We start from the raw sequence: 15635 nt of genomic DNA, 5'->3' as shown, positions 1-15635 counted from the left end.
CCTCTTACTGCTTCAGTTTGGGATCGAGCGCGTCACGCAGACCGTCACCCATCAGGTTAAATGCCAGCACCGTCAGCAGGATCGCCACGCCCGGGAAGGTCACCACCCACCAGGCGCTCTGTGCGAACTGCAATACGTCGGAGAGCATGGTGCCCCACTCCGGCGTCGGCGGCTGCGCGCCCATGCCGAGGAACCCCAGCGCGGCCATGTCGAGAATGGCGTTAGAGAAGCCCAGCGACGCCTGAACGATCAGCGGCGCGAGACAGTTAGGCAGAATATTGACGAACATCTGGCGCATCGCCCCGGCGCCCGCCACGCGGGAGGCGGTCACGTAGTCGCGGTTGACCTCCACCAGCACCGCCGCGCGCGTCAGACGCACATAGTGCGGGAGCGCCACGAAGGTGAGCGCCAGCGAGGCGTTGACGATGGAGGGCCCGAAGATAGCCACCAGCACCAGCGCCAGCAGCAGACTCGGCAGCGCCAGCATAATATCGACGACGCGCATGATGATCGAGTCCACCACCCCGCCGAAATAGCCCGCCACCAGGCCGAGCACCACGCCGAGGATCAGCGACAGGACCACCACCAGGCAGCCCACCAGCAGCGACAGGCGCGCGCCATACATCAGGCGAGACAGGATATCGCGGCCCACGTCGTCAGTGCCGAGCAGATGCGCCAGGCTGCCGCCCTCCTGCCAGAACGGGGGCGCCAGCAGCGAATCACGGAACTGATCCGCCGGGTTATACGGGGCGAGGAAGTTGGCGAACACGGCGATAATGATCATCACCGCCACGTACACCAGACCGACCACCGCCCCTTTATTGCGCTTGAAATAGTGCCAGAACTCCTGCAGCGGGGTCATGGGCACCGGCGCAGCGATAACTTTATTTTCAGTAACTTGTGACATGATGGCCCCTTACTTCTTATGCCGGATACGCGGGTTCACCACGCCGTACAGCAGGTCGACCAGCAGGTTGACGAGGATAATCATCGTCGCCACCAGCAGCACCCCGCCCTGCACCACCGGATAATCGCGACGCTGCAGCGCGTCGATCAGCCAGCGGCCTAAACCAGGCCATGAGAAAATGGTTTCCGTCAGGATGGCGCCCGCCAGCAGCGTGCCCACCTGCAGGCCAATCACCGTGACCACCGGCAGCATCGCGTTACGCAGCGCGTGGATCACAATCACCCGCATCCGGGTCAGGCCTTTGGCGCGCGCGGTACGGATGTAGTCTTCGCCGAGCACTTCCAGCATCGACGACCGGGTCATACGCACGATCACCGCCAGCGGAATGGTGCCCAGCACGATGGCGGGCAGGATCATATGCATTAAGGCGTCAATAAAGTCGCCCTGCTCGCCCCAGATGGCGGTGTCGATCAGCATAAAGCCGGTCAGCGGCAGGGTATCGTCAAGGAACACCGTATCGCTGATGCGCCCGGAGACCGGCGTCAGGTTCAGCTGTACCGAAACCAGCATAATCAACATCATGCCCCACCAGAAAATAGGCATCGAGTAGCCGGTCAGCGCCAGGCCCACCGCGGTGTGGTCAAAGATGGAGCCGCGTTTTACCGCAGCCAGCACGCCCACCGGAATGCCGACGGCGACGGCGAAGATCATCGCGCAGACGCCCAGCTCAAGGGTGGCTTTAAAGCGTGGGACAAACTCCTGCCACACGGGAATGCGGCTTTTCAGCGAGATGCCTAAATCACCGTGCAGCACGCCCCAGATATAGTGGGCATATTGCTGCCACAGCGGCTTATCAAGGCCCATTTCGGCCAGCAGCTGCGCGTGACGTTCGGGGGAAATACCACGTTCGCCCGCCATAATCATCACCGGATCGCCGGGGATCATATGGACGAAGGCAAAGGTGAGAAGGGTGATACCGATAAATGTCGGGATGACAAGTCCCAGACGTCGGAGAATAAACTGCAACATAACCCGGATTCTCTCTAGTGACGCCCCGCCTGGCGACAGGGCGTCTGTATTGCTCACAAAAGCATTCCCCGGAATAGCGGGAATACGCCCCCCACCTCTCCCACGCGGGGAGAGGGGGTCAGGCATCGTGCTTATTATTCGACAGAGACGTTATCGAAGTGGTGTTTACCCAGCGGATCCACCACATAGCCTTTGACTTCTTTACGCACTGGCTCGTAAACGGTGGAGTGAGCGATGATCAGCGCCGGAGCCTGGTCATGCATCACTACCTGAGCCTGTTTGTACAGTTCAATACGCTTGTTGTGGTCGTCGGTGGCGCGGGCCGGCTGAATCAGATCTTCAAACGGCTTATAGCACCAGCGCGAGTAGTTGGAGCCGTCTTTCGCCGCGGCGCAGCTGAACAGGGTCGCGAAGAAGTTATCCGGATCCCCGTTGTCGCCGGTCCAGCCCATCATGACGGTCTGGTGCTCGCCCGCTTTCGCGCGTTTCAGATACTCGCCCCACTCGTAGGTGACGATCTTGGCCTGGACGCCAATCTTGGCCCAGTCGGCCTGGATCATCTCCGCCATACGGCGGGCGTTCGGGTTATACGGACGCTGTACCGGCATCGCCCACAGGTCGATAGTGAAGCCTTTTTCCAGGCCCGCTTCTTTCAGCAGCTGCTTCGCCTTCTCCGGATCGTAGGTGTAGTCTTTGACGTCGTCGTTATAGCCCCACATGGTCGGCGGGATCAGGTTCTTCGCCGCCTGGCCTGCGCCCTGGTAAACCGCTTTGATGATCGCTTCTTTGTTAACCGCGTAGGTCAGCGCCTGACGAACTTTCACATCGTCCAGCGGTTTCTTCTCGGTGTTGAAGGAGAGATAACCGACGTTCAGACCCGGCTGTTCCAGCAGGGTAATGTTTTTATCTTCCTTCATGCGCGCGATGTCCGCCGGGTTAGGATACGGCATCACCTGGCACTCATTTTTCTGCAGCTTGGCGTAGCGCACGGAGGCATCCGGGGTGATGGAGAAGACCAGACGATCGATCTTCGGCTTGGTGCCCCAGTAGCCCGGGAAGGCTTTATACAGAATGCGGGAATCTTTCTGGTACTGCAGCAGCTGGAATGGACCGGTACCGATAGGATTGAGGTCTACTTTTTCCGGCGTGCCGGCTTTCAGCATGTTGTCGGCATACTCTTTAGAAAGAATGGAAGCGAAGTCCATGGCCAGGTCAGCGAGGAACGGCGCTTCCGGGCGGGTCAGGACGAACTGGACGGTTTTATCGTCCACTTTCTTCACTTCGCTAATCAGGTCTGGTAACCCCATCCCTTCAAAGTATTCATAGCTGCCGCCAGAAACTTTATGGTACGGGTTATTGGTATTCTTCTGTCGATCGAAGGAGAACACCACGTCATCGGCGTTCAGGTCACGGGTTGGTTTAAAGTCTTTATTATCCTGCCACTTCACGCCCTGACGCAGGTGGAAAGTATAGGTTTTTCCGTCCGCACTAACTTCCCATTTCTCAGCCAGTCCCGGAATAACTTCCGTTGTACCGGTTTTGAATTCGACCAGGCGGTTGTAGATGGGTACGGAACTGGCGTCATAGGTGGTGCCAGAGGTGAAGAGCTGTGGGTTAAAGCCTTCCGGCGAGCCTTCTGAACAATAAACCAGGGTTTTCGCTTGCACGCTGGCGGCGACGGTCATGGCGACCAGGCTCAGACCAAGCTTCAGCATCCCTGATTTCTTCAAGGAAATACTCATTATTCTGCTCCAAAACTGTGATGTTGTTTGCATATATCCGCCAGACCTTTATTTATTTTTATTCGTCATATTTCGAACCACGGATGCGTTGGCTGCGCTCGATTATCCCAGTCACATCGTTATCTATGTTCCTGGGGATTCGCAAACTTGCCGCCTTCCCGCAGCGCGAACTATTTAGAATATACCCGGTCCGGTCGGTGGTGCCCGAAGGCGTAGAGAGAGATGGGGATTCCTTTCGCAAAAACGACTGAGTTGCAGTACGGATTCTCCATGAAATGCCCCTCATGCCCTACAATCTGTCAACAGAATGGGGAAACGTCAATACAGCCAGCCGGGTTTTACATCCAGCGTGAGAAACGGCAGGCAAAGATTAAAAAAACTTCAAGACGCTATTTTCAGCAGAGAAATTTATGCTACAGGCGAATATGCAGAATAAAGACCTTATTAAGGTGCGACACCCAGTGGGAAACAATGCCAGCAAATGAGAAAAATTTCTTACTATGTGACCAATATGTGAGCGATTAATAGCGTGAACGTTAAAACGCACAGCGGAAAATGCTGCATTTAGCCATAAGCTTCGCGAAAAAAGATCTGTTCATCGATAAAAAAATGCAATGGAAGATGTCACAAAATAGCGAACAGCTGGCTGGAAATGGGGATAAAGACGTTTTTTGTGATTTTGATGGGGTTTTGGCCAGTAGCCACTGATGATGTGCCCGGCGGCGCTGCGCTTGCGCGGGCCTACGGAACACAAGTCGAACCTCCTCCCCCCGGAGGTTCTCATCCTCACTGGCCGCAGATGCAAAAAAGCCTGCTCATTGAGCAGGCTTTTTGAATTTGGTCGGTGATAGAGGATGACTCGCCACTTTAGTGGCTCGCCCTGCGGGCCGTTGCTGACGCAACGTTCTCTCGCTCCGCTCGAGTCGAACCTCCTGCCCCCGGAGGTTCTCATCCTCACAGGCTACAGATGCAAAAAAGCCTGCTCGTTGAGCAGGCTTTTTGAATTTGGTCGGTGATAGAGGATGACTCGCCACTACGTGGCTCGCCCTGCGGGCCGTTGCTGACGCAACGTTCTCTCGCTCCGCTCGAGTCGAACCTCCTGCCCCCGGAGGTTCTCATCCTCACTGGCTACAGATGCAAAAAAGCCTGCTCGTTGAGCAGGCTTTTTGAATTTGGTCGGTGATAGAGGATGACTCGCCACTACGTGGCTCGCCCTGCGGGCCGTTGCTGACGCAACGTTCTCTCGCTCCGCTCGAGTCGAACCTCCTGCCCCCGGAGGTTCTCATCCTCACTGGCTACAGATGCAAAAAAGCCTGCTCGTTGAGCAGGCTTTTTGAATTTGGTCGGTGATAGAGGATGACTCGCCACTACGTGGCTCGCCCTGCGGGCCGTTGCTGACGCAACGTTCTCTCGCTGCGCTCGAGTCGAACCTCCTGCCCCCGGAGGTTCTCATCCTCACAGGCTATAGATGCAAAAAAGCCTGCTCGTTGAGCAGGCTTTTTGAATTTGGTCGGTGATAGAGGATTCGAACCTCCGACCCCTTCGTCCCGAACGAAGTGCGCTACCAGGCTGCGCCAATCACCGAATGCGGGGCGCATCTTACTGCTGGGATGCACCCCCGTCAATGCCTTATTAGCAAAAAATCAATCAAGCGGCGAGAATCTCGCCACTATTGCTATTCCTTCGCCGCTTTCTTCGAAGCCGGCACGCGACACCAGTTGTTGTTCTCGTTGATCCCGCCATCCGGCGAGGTATAGCCGAGGCAGCCCATAATGGTGTCGTACAGCTCGACGTGGCGTCGCGGCACCTTCATCGCGGCCTGCTGCTGCAGATGGGCGAACGCGGCGGCATGATCGGGATTCTCCAGATATTTATCCGACATCCAGACCATCATCGGCACACGGAACTGTTCCGGCGGCGCCATCTTGCGCGGCGTACCGTGCAGATGTTCGCGCTCGTTAATCGACTCGCCATGGTCGGCGGCATAGAAGACAATCGCTTTCTTATCCCGCAGCTGGTCGAGGACGCTGACGATAAAGTGATCGACATAGGTCACGCTGTTGTCGTAGGAGTTAATCAGCTCCGCTTTAGAACATTTGTTGTCGACGCCGACACACTCCGGCTTCCACTGGGCGAAGCTGCGCGGATAGCGTTGGGTATAGTTAAAGTGCGAGCCTTTAGTATGGAGGATGATCAGGTGCTTACCGGAGGCGTTGCCCTGCGCCATACCGCGCTTCATCTCATCCACCAGCAGCATATCGTCAACGCTCTTGCCGCGGTTACGCGGTTCGGCGCCAATCTGCTCGCGATAGGCGATATTGTTGGCCATCGTGTTGCTGTAGAACCACATCTCACTCTGCATGGCGTACAGATTGCCGCTGAAGCCCAGTTGATGCAGCACCGCAAAGACGTTCTGCTCTTTGAGGGTCCGCTGCGGATTATCCTCTGCCCCGCCCTGACGCACAAACATGCAGCGTAACGACAGCTTGGTGGCGGTATCGCACGAGTAGCCGCGGAAGGCGACCAGATTCTTCTCTTTCGCCAGCTCTGGCGTAGTGTTGCGGCTATAGCCGAGGATGCCCATATGATCCCAGCGGGTGGTTTCGCCAATGATAAACACCACGTAGGTGTCATCGAGCCCTTCCGGGGCGACGTAGGTAAATTTCTTCGCCGGGTTAATCAGCGATTTGTTGTCTGAGGATTCATCCACCTGCGCCCAGGCGTACAGCCCCAGCGCCGACAGCCAGTTCGATGGCAGGTAGGAGTTGGCGATCACCCCGCCGTAGCTCGGCATATCCACTTCAGAATGGCGCTCTACATCGTGTTGGCGCAGCTCAAGCAGGCGGATGGGGCCCCAGACGATGAGGCCGGCCAGCACCACGATCAGCACGTTTTTAACCCGCTGGCCCGGGGTACGCAGTTGGCGCAGCAGCGTATGACGGCAACGGTTGCTCCAGATAAACAGCAGCGGCGGGGCGCTCACCGCCGCCAGCCAGAGGATCAGATGCCAGCCGATGACCTCTTTCGAAAGGTCGATATCGGTGGTCATCACCGAGGCGATAATCCCGTAGCCAATCACCACGTTGAGGAACGTCATGTAATAACTGGCGGCGGCGGAAAACAGAACAATCAGCGTCGCCAGAATGCGCCAGATACGGCGGCCGAACAGCGACAGAAGACGTAACAGGAAGAAGGTGACAAAGACCGTGGCCACCAGTTCAACGACACCGGAAAGCCCTTTCCAGAAAGTGAACTCTTGAGCATAACCATCGAAACGCCGAAAAAAAACGGCGACGTTCATAAACCAGCCGATGTACAGCGCCAGCCAAAAACTAAGCTTCTGCTGCGTCATCGTTCTAATATATTTCATGCAAGCAAACCTGGAAAAAGAAGAATAAAACACCGCCTGACGCTGTGGCATGAGTCAGTAGGCTAATAGGGTGCGTTAGGGTTGGTTATCAGAAACCTCTACAAAGCGCGATAAGTAGACCACAGGGAACGGGAAAAGTATCAGGAGGGAATGTGATCCAGCCAAACATTTACAAAACATTTGGCTGGATTGGCACTATTTGCTTAGGGTATTAATCAGGGGCACGTTTCACGCTGCAGGTTTCAGGCGTGCGCCTCGCTATAGACACTGCCTTTCGGCTGACGAATGGTGGTGGAAAGCGCCAGCGAAATAATCAGCAGAGCGAAGATCACGCAGAAGGTGACGTAGAAGCCCCCGAACAGCGAAGCGATGAGGGAACCGCAGATGCTGCCGATACCAAAGCCCAGATAAATGACGCCATAGTTTTTCGCCAGGTTGTTCAGACCGAAGAATTCACTGACCAGCGACGGGAAGACAGTGATGGTTCCGCCGAAGTTAAAGGCGACGCAGGCAATCGCGGCGAAAAAGGTCATGGCATTCAGCGGAGCGAACAGCAGCGCGGCCATCCCCACCAGCGACACCACCTGACCGAGGGTGATCACGCGAATGCGGGAGATTTTATCGGACAGGATACCTAACACCAGGCGACCGCTAAGGTTAGCGATTGAGATAACCGTTACCGCATTAGCCGCCGTGGCGACATCCAGATGGACCATCCCCTGCGCGATATCTTTCGCCACGCCAATCACATACAGACCGCTCATGCAGGCCGTCAGGAACATCACCGCCAGCATCCAGTACTGCGGTTTACGCATCGATTCGGCGAGAGTAAAGTCATTTTCCACGACGCCGTTGGCCGCGGTGGTCGCCGTATGATTTGGCGCATCTTTCATCAGGGTCGCGCCAAAGACGATCATCACCAGCACGATAGCGCCCCAGATGACGAAGGTTTTTTCCAGACCGACGGTGGCCAGCAGATGAGTATCAATGAATTTGAACCCCAGGCTGCCGAGACCATAGGAACCGATGGAGAAGGCGGAAATCAGCCCTTTGCGTTCCGGGAACCACTTCACGCAGTTCGACAGGGTCAGCAGATAACCGGCGCCGTCCGCCAGCCCCACCAGCACGCCCGCGCTCAGCCACAGCATCATCAGGCTGTTGGAGTGCGCGGTCAGGAAGAAGCCCAGTCCGAGCAGGATCCCGGAGGCCATGGTGACGCGCTTCACGCCGAAACGCTCCTGCAGCTTGCCGGCGACCGACGAGGAGAGCGCCAGCCCGAGGCTCAGCAGGCCAAAGGAGAAGGCGACCTGGCTGACCGGTTCGCCCAGTTTGTCAGACAGTGAACTGTTAAACAGGCTCCAGGTATAAACCGAACCGAGAGCGAATTGGGTGATGATGGTGCCGATAAGCGTAAGCCAGCGGGTCGATTGACGGTTTGCAGCGTTCATAGCAGTTGTCCTGATAAATTAACTGCCGCCACAATAGCGAAGGCCCCTCATCCAGTGGGGGAAAAAGGCATGAACTGCCATCAGCAGGGAATGAAATGCATTAATGGCGGAATGAATGGCATTGCATGACATTCATTCCGCGAATATCAGCAAAAAAGTTAGTGTGCGCTATCTCACAGAAATGCGCCATTACTGAGATTTAACAATAACCGCATCGTTTCAAACGCGTAACAATCCCCGCTCAAAAGTTGGCGCTGACCCCCATCAGATAGAGCGTATTTTCCCCCGACGGGACATTATCCGCCTGCGACAGGGTGGCCCATGCCGCCACATGCGATCCCAGCGGCATATCGGCGCCCAGGGTGACATCACTCCAGCCGCCCTCTCTGGCGCGAGTGGTCGGCGACCAGGCATCGCTGGCGAGCGACTGGTTATAGCTCACCTGAGCCCAGGGGTGCACGCCCCACAGCGACTGATAATCCATACGCCAGCCGAGCGTGTTGACATATCCCGTCTCGCCAACGCTTTTCGTCGCCGGCGCGCTGTAGTCGCTGCGCAGGCTGGCCACCGGCCCGGAGGTCATGCCGTTTGCCAGCAGATAATTCCAGCCGACGCTCATCCCACGGCTGCTGTCCGGCGGCGCCAGCCCCTGGTTTAACGCCAGTCCGCCCGGCGTTTCAGACGACTTCATCCGCTCGGCGAGGATATCTTCATAGCGTGGTTGGTGATCGCTATCCCATGTATAACGTTCCGACGTATTACTTTTTGTATCGATAGCGATATATTCCTGTTGCCAGGCATTCGCTCCAGAGACACACGATACCCAGACGGATACGCACACCGGGAACAAGAACCCCCGGAGGCCATTGCATTTCTTTATTATCATTAATGCGACTCCAGAAAAGAGCCGAATCGGCATTATTGCTGTGTTTTTTTGGGGATACGATTTCCCTGTATTAACTATTATCTTTATCTTTCAGTCGTCAAGCCGGGGCGTCCACTTTTTTAGCGCAGAGGGAGAAATAGCTATGCAGCGTTGCGGATGGGTGAGTCAGGATCCGTTATATATCGAGTATCACGATACCGAATGGGGTGTCGCGCAAAAAGCGTCCCAGCGGCTGTTTGAAATGATCTGCCTTGAAGGCCAGCAGGCCGGGTTGTCGTGGATCACGGTGTTAAAAAAACGGCAGAACTATCGCCAGGCTTTTCACCAGTTCGATCCGGTGCGCGTGGCAGCGATGGGGGACGATGATGTCGAGCGGCTGCTACAGGATACCGGGATTATCCGCCATCGGGGAAAAATCCAGGCCATTATCGGCAACGCCCGGGCGTATCTGGCGATGGAGGAAAATGGCGAGTCGTTCACTGATTTTGTCTGGTCTTTCGTCGACAATGCGCCGCAGGTCACCCGCGCGGCGACGCTGGCGGAGATCCCGACCACGACGCCGGCCTCTGATGCGCTTTCTAAAGCGTTGAAAAAACGCGGCTTTAAGTTTGTCGGTTCGACAATCTGTTACTCTTTTATGCAGGCCTGCGGGCTGGTCAACGACCATGTCACCGGCTGCTTCTGTCACCCGGGAGGTCAGGATGATCCGCAAGTGGGTCGCTAAAGATAATACACCGCTGCTGGCCCTGTGGCTGGATAGTACGATCCATGCCCATCCCTTTATCAGCGAAAGCTACTGGCGCGACAGCGTCGCGGTGGTACGGGACGTCTATCTTCCCGCCGCCAGCACCTGGGTCTGGGAGCGCGACGGAGAGCTAAAAGGCTTTGTCAGCGTGCTGGAGTCCCGCTTCGTCGGCGCGCTGTTCGTCGCGCCGGACGCCATCCGCCAGGGCATTGGCCGGGCGCTGCTGGATGAAGTCAAGCAGCACTACGCCTGGCTTAGCCTTGAGGTTTATCAGAAAAACGAATCAGCGGTCAGTTTCTACCATGCGCAAGGCTTCCGCATTGAAGATTGCGCATGGCAGGACGATACTCAGCACCCCACCTGGATTATGCGCTGGCCGGCGGATCAAATGCTGTAAGCGGCAGCGCCGGGCCGGTATATTTCTCCAGCCACGCCAGGGCGGTGTTCCCGGCACAGCCGTTGCCCAGCCGGGATGTCGGGATATCTTTGGTTAAGACGTTCACCGCCCCGTTTTTGCAGATGCCCGCCACCGGATCCAGGTCGGGCCACGCCCCTTCATGCAGGCATATCACCCCCGGGCGGATCCCCTCCGTCACCACCGCGCCGGCCAGCACCTGACCGCGGGCGTTCCACACACGCACCAGATCGCCATCGGCAATCCCCCGCGCCCGGGCATCCTGCGGATGAATAGTCAACGGTTCGCGTCCGGCGACGGCATAGCGTTCGCGCAGCGCGGAGTAGTTCAGTTGACTGTGCAGACGGTGTGCCGGATGGGCCGACAGCAGCTGCAGCTGCCCCGCCTCGGCGTTGCCATGCCACTCGTCGGGCTCCAGCCACATCGGGTGCGGCGGGCAGTCGGCGTAGCCAAAGGCGGCGATGGTCGGCGAGTGGATCTCAATTTTACCGCTCGCCGTTTTCAGCGGGTTGGCCAGGGGATCGTCGCGGAAGGCGGCGAAGCGGATGAAACGGGCATTCTCCGGCGCCTCCGGCATCTCAATCAGCTGGTTAGCCTGCCAGAATTCGGCAAACGGCGGCAGCGTCACCTGCTGCTGGGCGCCGCGCCGGGCGGCCATCTGATAAAAGGTTTCCAGCCACTGCAGATCGCTCTTCCCTTCGGTAAAGCGCTCGCGGCCGCCCGCCTCCCAACGTTCGCTGAGGTCGGCAAAGACCGCGAAATCATCGCGCGCTTCACCCCGCGGGGCGACCACCTGTTTCATCGGCACCAGATGCTGATTGCTGTAGTCCCCGGTCATCGTCAGATCGTTGCGCTCAAACGAGGTGGTCGCCGGCAGAACGATATCGGCATGACGCGCGGCGGCGGTCCAGAAGCATTCGGAGATGACGATAAGCTCTGGTTTCTGCCAGGCCTGAATCAGGCGATTGGTATCCTGGTGATGGGTAAAGTTGGCGCCGCCGGCCCACCAGATAAAGCGAATATCGGGGAAGCGCCGCGCCATGCCGTTGTGCTGATACTCCGCACCCGGATGCTCCAGCGCCTCGACAATCCGCGCGACCGGGATCTTCTCCACGGCGTCCACGCCTCCGGCCACGCTCCCCTGCATCGAGCCCAGCACCGCCGCGCGACGGGTCGGGTTGCCGCCGTTGGCGAAATGGTAGGAAAGTCCAAACCCGCCCCCCGGGGTGCCAATCTGCCCCAGCATCGCGGCCAGGGTGACCAACATCCAGTGTTTCTGCTCGCCATACTGCTGGCGCTGCATGCCCCAGCCAGACATCAGCATGGTGGTGTTTTCGTGGAAAAGTTTCGCCAGTTCGCGGATCTTATCAGCTGAGACGCCGCAAATAGCCGCCGCCCAGTCGGCGGTTTTCGCCACGCCGTCGCTTTCACCGGTCAGATAGCGGGCAAAAATCTCGTAGCCGCTGGCGCAGCGGGCAAGAAACTCGTCGTCCTGCCAGCCATTCTCCACCAGCGTATGGGCGATACCCAGCATCAACGCGACGTCGGTGCCCATATGCGGCGCGATCCACTCCATCGAATCGCCAAAGAAATCGACCGTTTCCGATCGCATCGGATCGATGCAGATCAAGCGCTTGCCGCTCTGGCGCAGCCGGTCGAACCACGGGATACCCTGCTCGTCGGAGGCGTTCCAGGCAATTTTCAGCGTGTTCAGCGGATTGGCGCTCCACAGCACCACTACCTCGCTGTGCTCCAGCACCAGCGGCCAGCTGGTCTGCTGCTGATACACCTCATTGCCCCCCACGACGTAAGGCATGATCGCCTGCGCCGCGCCGGTGGAGTAATCCCCGAGATGGCCGGTGTAGCCGCCCGCCAGGCTCATATAGCGCTGCAGCAGGGTGGCCGCCTTATGCAGGACGCCGTTAGAACGCCAGCCATAGGAGCCGGCAAAAATGGAGGCCGGTCCGTAGCTTTCGCGGATCCGACGATGCTGGGCATCGATCAGATCCAGCGCCTGCTCCCAGCTCACCCGCACAAATTCATCGTGACCGCGGACCCCCAGGGGCTTGTCCGGAGAGGCGAGAAAGCCTTTGCGCACCATCGGGTAGCGCACGCGGGTTTTGCTGTGCACCTGGTCGCGCGCCGCCGTTTGCAGCGAATTGGCAAACGGCGTCGCCAGCGCGCCGCGGGAGGAGAGGACGTTTTCCCCGTCCGTTTCCACCAGCATCGGTCCCCAGTGGGCGGCGGTTAAAATGGTTTTGGTTGCAGATGAGGTTGGCAAAGGCGGCTCCTGGTCAGCGAAGGCAGGTGTGGTGACGGCGCGAATCGGCACCGTTCAATGTTATTTACAAAATGAGATGGTATGCGGGGAATTTTCTACGTATTCGCGCGTCATAATCAACCGTCACGTTCGCTGTGGCAAAGAATAAAAAGGATTAAGGACATTAAATGAAAAAACGCGTACTTATGATTGCGGCTCTGGTCAGCGGCACCCTGGCCGTTTCCGGCTGCACCACCAACCCCTATACCGGTGAGCGTGAAGCTGGCAAATCCGGTATTGGCGCAGGTATTGGCTCCTTAGTGGGCGCTGGCGTCGGCGCGCTTTCCTCCTCCAAACACGACCGCGGCAAAGGCGCGCTGATTGGCGCAGCGGCAGGCGCGGCGCTGGGCGGCGGCATTGGCTACTACATGGACGTGCAGGAAGCGAAGCTGCGCGACAAAATGCAGGGAACCGGGGTCAGCGTGACGCGAAATGGTGACAACATCGTGCTGAACATGCCGAATAACGTCACTTTCGACAGCAACAGCGCCAACCTGAAACCGGCCGGCGCCAACACCCTGACCGGCGTGGCCATGGTGCTGAAAGAGTATGAGAAAACCGCCGTTAACGTCGTCGGCTACACCGACAGCACCGGCAGTAAGGACCTGAATATGCGTCTGTCGCAGCAGCGTGCTGACAGCGTCGCCAGCGCGCTAATCACCCAGGGCGTGGCGGCCAACCGCATTCGCACCACCGGCATGGGCCCGGCGAACCCCATCGCCAGCAACAGCACGGCGGAAGGCAAGGCGCAGAACCGTCGCGTGGAAATCACTCTCAGCCCGCTGCAATAAGCGCATCCTCATGTTGCCCGGCCGCGCCTCTGCCGGGCAAAATGCTTGATATCGCTATTTTTCGCGCTAAGGTGTTGGCAGATTTTCAGCAAAGGAAGCCACCATGGCGAAAGCGGCGCGTGCAACCATTAGCGATGTGGCGAAAGCCGCAAAGACCGGCAAAACCAGCATTTCACGGTATCTTAACGGCGAGAAGCATCTGCTTTCCGACGATCTGTTATCACGTATTGAACAAGCCATTGCCGAACTCGACTACCGCCCCAGCCTGATGGCCCGCGGCCTCAAGCACGGCCGAACCCGCCTCATCGGCCTGATCATCGCCGATATCACCAACCCCTATTCGGTCAATGTCATGAGCGGCATTGAAGCAGCCTGCCGGGAAAAGGGCTTCACTCTGCTGGTGTGTAACACCAATAACGAGCTGGATCAGGAGCTGCACTACCTCGACCTGCTGCGCAGCTACCAGGTGGAAGGCATCGTCGTCAACGCGGTCGGCATGCGGGAGGATGGCCTGAACCGGCTGCAGCAGTCGGCCCTGCCGATGGTGCTGATTGACCGTAAAATCCCCGATTTCGCCTGCGATGTGGTCGGGCTTGATAACGCCCAGGCCGCCACCACCGCCACCGAACACCTGGTGGAGAAAGGCTTTGAGGCCATCCTGTTTCTTAGCGAACCGCTGGGGTCGGTCAATACCCGCCGCGAGCGCCTGAGCGCCTTCCGCGCCACGCTCACACGCCACCACGGCGTGGTGGCCGAAAACGCCGAAGTGCAGCTCAACGACGGCGCGATGATGGACAACGTCCTGCGCCAGTTCCACGCCCGCCACCGCGGGATGCGCAAAGCGGTGATCTCCGCCAACGGCGCACTGACGCTGCAGGTGGCCCGCGCCCTGAAGCGCGTCGGCCTGATCTGGGGCAGCGATATCGGCCTGCTGGGCTTCGACGAACTGGAGTGGGCGGAGCTGGCTGGCGTCGGCATCACCACCCTCAAACAGCCGACGTGGCAGATCGGCTACGCGGCGGTGGAACAGGTGATTCGGCGCATTGCTGGCAGTAACGACCCCATCTGCGAGCGGGTCTTCTCCGGCGAGCTTATCGTCCGCGGATCAACTTCCCGTTAACGATCCTTCGTGATGCCGATCATAAATTAAACATCTCGCCCTTTCTTATGGAACCGATACCATCTAGCGTAATAAGGAGATTAAGCAACAAACGCCGGGAGTAAGAGCGCGATGGCCAGAAAAATTATTGTCGTTACCGCTGCGTATGGTAATGACCATGTTAAATCCTTAGGCGGCCAGGCCGCCGTCCTGCCGTTTATCGCCGACGCCGGCGCGGACGGCGTCGAAATCCGCCGCGAGCTGTTCAGCGCCGAAGAGCTCAACGCCCTGCCGACGCTGGCGGCCACCATTGAGCGCCACGGCCTGCTGGCCTGCTACTCCGCGCCCCAGGCGCTGTTCGCCGACAACGGCGAGCTTAACCCGCATCTCCCGACGCTGCTCGCGGAAGCGCAGACTCTTAACGCCCTGTGGCTGAAGCTCTCCCTTGGCCATTTCCGCCACAACCAGCAGCTCGACGAACTGCGCCATATCCTCAGCGACAGCGGCATGGCGCTGGTGGTGGAGAATGACCAGACCGACTGCGGCCAGCTGGCGCCGATGCAGCGCTTCAAAGCCGCCTGTCGGGTCCATCAGCTGCCGATCACCTTAACGTTTGATATGGGCAACTGGCTGTGGGTCGGCGATTCGCCGGAAGAGGCCGCCCGCCATCTTGCGCCGGCGGTCAGCTATATTCATGTAAAAGCGGCGGAGCCTCATCAGGAGAAGTTCCGCGCTGTGCCGCCGGATCAGGCCGCCGACCGCTGGCTGGCCCTGCTCGATAATCTTCCCGCCGACGCGCCGCGTGGAATCGAGTTTCCGCTGACTGGCCATGACCTGACGGCCGTGACCCGCCGCTACGTCAACCTGTTACGCGAGGAATAAG

The 15635-nt window shown here is 58.3% G+C and carries 12 protein-coding genes, 1 tRNA gene and 4 other RNA genes; 5 read left to right on the top strand and 12 right to left on the bottom strand.

The genetic code is table 11. From position 1 onward, the window contains the following. Positions 1–4: 4 nt before the first annotated feature. The 11 genes from dppC to MKR05_RS12820 all read right to left on the bottom strand — a co-directional run bounded on the left by dppC (position 5) and on the right by MKR05_RS12820 (position 9382). Positions 5–907 (bottom strand): dipeptide ABC transporter permease DppC, encoded by a 903-nt coding sequence (gene dppC, locus MKR05_RS12870; protein ID WP_032454328.1) that lies wholly within the window; start codon positions 905–907, stop codon positions 5–7. Between the two features lie 9 nt (positions 908–916). Then, on the bottom strand, positions 917–1936 hold the full coding sequence (dppB, locus tag MKR05_RS12865; protein WP_002921786.1) for a dipeptide ABC transporter permease DppB: 1020 nt from the start codon (positions 1934–1936) through the stop codon (positions 917–919). A gap of 134 nt (positions 1937–2070) precedes the next feature. Then, the gene (dppA, locus tag MKR05_RS12860) at positions 2071–3678 is read right to left on the bottom strand and encodes a dipeptide ABC transporter periplasmic-binding protein DppA (RefSeq protein ID WP_032454329.1); all 1608 of its coding nucleotides are present in this window, start codon (positions 3676–3678) and stop codon (positions 2071–2073) included. Between the two features lie 838 nt (positions 3679–4516). Continuing rightward, positions 4517–4650, bottom strand: a non-coding RNA gene (locus MKR05_RS12855) — RtT sRNA. A 34-nt stretch (positions 4651–4684) separates the two neighbouring features. Further along, positions 4685–4817: non-coding RNA, RtT sRNA (locus MKR05_RS12850), on the bottom strand. Positions 4818–4851: 34 nt separating this feature from the next. After that, a non-coding RNA gene (locus MKR05_RS12845) (RtT sRNA) lies at positions 4852–4984 on the bottom strand. Between the two features lie 34 nt (positions 4985–5018). After that, positions 5019–5151: non-coding RNA, RtT sRNA (locus tag MKR05_RS12840), on the bottom strand. Positions 5152–5185: 34 nt separating this feature from the next. Further along, positions 5186–5262: transfer RNA gene (locus MKR05_RS12835), tRNA-Pro, on the bottom strand. Positions 5263–5353: 91 nt separating this feature from the next. Further along, positions 5354–7048, bottom strand: a complete 1695-nt coding sequence (eptB, locus tag MKR05_RS12830; RefSeq protein ID WP_023291311.1) for a kdo(2)-lipid A phosphoethanolamine 7''-transferase — start codon at positions 7046–7048, stop codon at positions 5354–5356. 242 nt (positions 7049–7290) lie between these two features. Next, a complete protein-coding gene (locus MKR05_RS12825; protein ID WP_023291312.1) occupies positions 7291–8496 on the bottom strand; it encodes an MFS transporter in 1206 nt (401 codons plus the stop codon). A 241-nt stretch (positions 8497–8737) separates the two neighbouring features. Continuing rightward, on the bottom strand, positions 8738–9382 hold the full coding sequence (locus MKR05_RS12820) for a lipase (RefSeq protein ID WP_023291313.1): 645 nt from the start codon (positions 9380–9382) through the stop codon (positions 8738–8740). A gap of 142 nt (positions 9383–9524) precedes the next feature. On the opposite strand from MKR05_RS12820, the gene tag reads away from it, so the two are divergent. Both tag and MKR05_RS12810 read left to right on the top strand, forming a co-directional pair. Next, a complete protein-coding gene (gene tag, locus MKR05_RS12815) occupies positions 9525–10106 on the top strand; it encodes a DNA-3-methyladenine glycosylase I (RefSeq protein WP_064158048.1) in 582 nt (193 codons plus the stop codon). After that, positions 10084–10524, top strand: coding sequence for an N-acetyltransferase (locus MKR05_RS12810; RefSeq protein WP_032454332.1), 441 nt, complete (start codon positions 10084–10086; stop codon positions 10522–10524). The genes tag and MKR05_RS12810 overlap by 23 nt, the downstream gene beginning before the upstream one ends. Here MKR05_RS12810 and MKR05_RS12805 read toward each other — a convergent pair. Further along, entirely contained in the window at positions 10493–12823 is a 2331-nt protein-coding gene (locus tag MKR05_RS12805) for a molybdopterin guanine dinucleotide-containing S/N-oxide reductase (RefSeq protein WP_248569190.1), read from the bottom strand. The genes MKR05_RS12810 and MKR05_RS12805 overlap by 32 nt on opposite strands. Before the next feature lie 167 nt (positions 12824–12990). On the opposite strand from MKR05_RS12805, the gene MKR05_RS12800 reads away from it, so the two are divergent. From MKR05_RS12800 to MKR05_RS12790, 3 genes are all read left to right on the top strand, one after another. Continuing rightward, a complete protein-coding gene (locus MKR05_RS12800; RefSeq protein WP_023291317.1) occupies positions 12991–13653 on the top strand; it encodes an OmpA family lipoprotein in 663 nt (220 codons plus the stop codon). A gap of 103 nt (positions 13654–13756) precedes the next feature. Then, positions 13757–14773, top strand: a complete 1017-nt coding sequence (locus MKR05_RS12795; RefSeq protein ID WP_023291318.1) for a LacI family DNA-binding transcriptional regulator — start codon at positions 13757–13759, stop codon at positions 14771–14773. Positions 14774–14884: 111 nt separating this feature from the next. Continuing rightward, positions 14885–15634, top strand: a complete 750-nt coding sequence (locus tag MKR05_RS12790; protein ID WP_044525022.1) for a sugar phosphate isomerase/epimerase — start codon at positions 14885–14887, stop codon at positions 15632–15634. Position 15635: the final 1 nt, after the last annotated feature.

The organism is Klebsiella sp. K5-204, assembly GCF_030128585.1.
Lineage (GTDB): Bacteria > Pseudomonadota > Gammaproteobacteria > Enterobacterales > Enterobacteriaceae > Klebsiella > Klebsiella quasipneumoniae.
Note: the sequence above shows the minus strand (reverse complement) of the source record. Positions and strands in the feature narration are given on the sequence as shown.

Excerpts from the sequence above, each read along its gene's own strand:
- dppC (WP_032454328.1), bottom strand. The coding sequence starts at position 907 with ATGTCACAAGTTACTGAAAATAAAGTTATCGCTGCGCCGGTGCCCATG.
- dppB (WP_002921786.1), bottom strand. The coding sequence starts at position 1,936 with ATGTTGCAGTTTATTCTCCGACGTCTGGGACTTGTCATCCCGACATTT.
- dppA (WP_032454329.1), bottom strand. The coding sequence starts at position 3,678 with ATGAGTATTTCCTTGAAGAAATCAGGGATGCTGAAGCTTGGTCTGAGC.
- eptB (WP_023291311.1), bottom strand. The coding sequence starts at position 7,048 with ATGAAATATATTAGAACGATGACGCAGCAGAAGCTTAGTTTTTGGCTG.
- MKR05_RS12825 (WP_023291312.1), bottom strand. The coding sequence starts at position 8,496 with ATGAACGCTGCAAACCGTCAATCGACCCGCTGGCTTACGCTTATCGGC.
- MKR05_RS12820 (WP_023291313.1), bottom strand. The coding sequence starts at position 9,382 with ATGATAATAAAGAAATGCAATGGCCTCCGGGGGTTCTTGTTCCCGGTG.
- tag (WP_064158048.1), top strand. The coding sequence starts at position 9,525 with ATGCAGCGTTGCGGATGGGTGAGTCAGGATCCGTTATATATCGAGTAT.
- MKR05_RS12810 (WP_032454332.1), top strand. The coding sequence starts at position 10,084 with ATGATCCGCAAGTGGGTCGCTAAAGATAATACACCGCTGCTGGCCCTG.
- MKR05_RS12800 (WP_023291317.1), top strand. The coding sequence starts at position 12,991 with ATGAAAAAACGCGTACTTATGATTGCGGCTCTGGTCAGCGGCACCCTG.
- MKR05_RS12795 (WP_023291318.1), top strand. The coding sequence starts at position 13,757 with ATGGCGAAAGCGGCGCGTGCAACCATTAGCGATGTGGCGAAAGCCGCA.
- MKR05_RS12790 (WP_044525022.1), top strand. The coding sequence starts at position 14,885 with ATGGCCAGAAAAATTATTGTCGTTACCGCTGCGTATGGTAATGACCAT.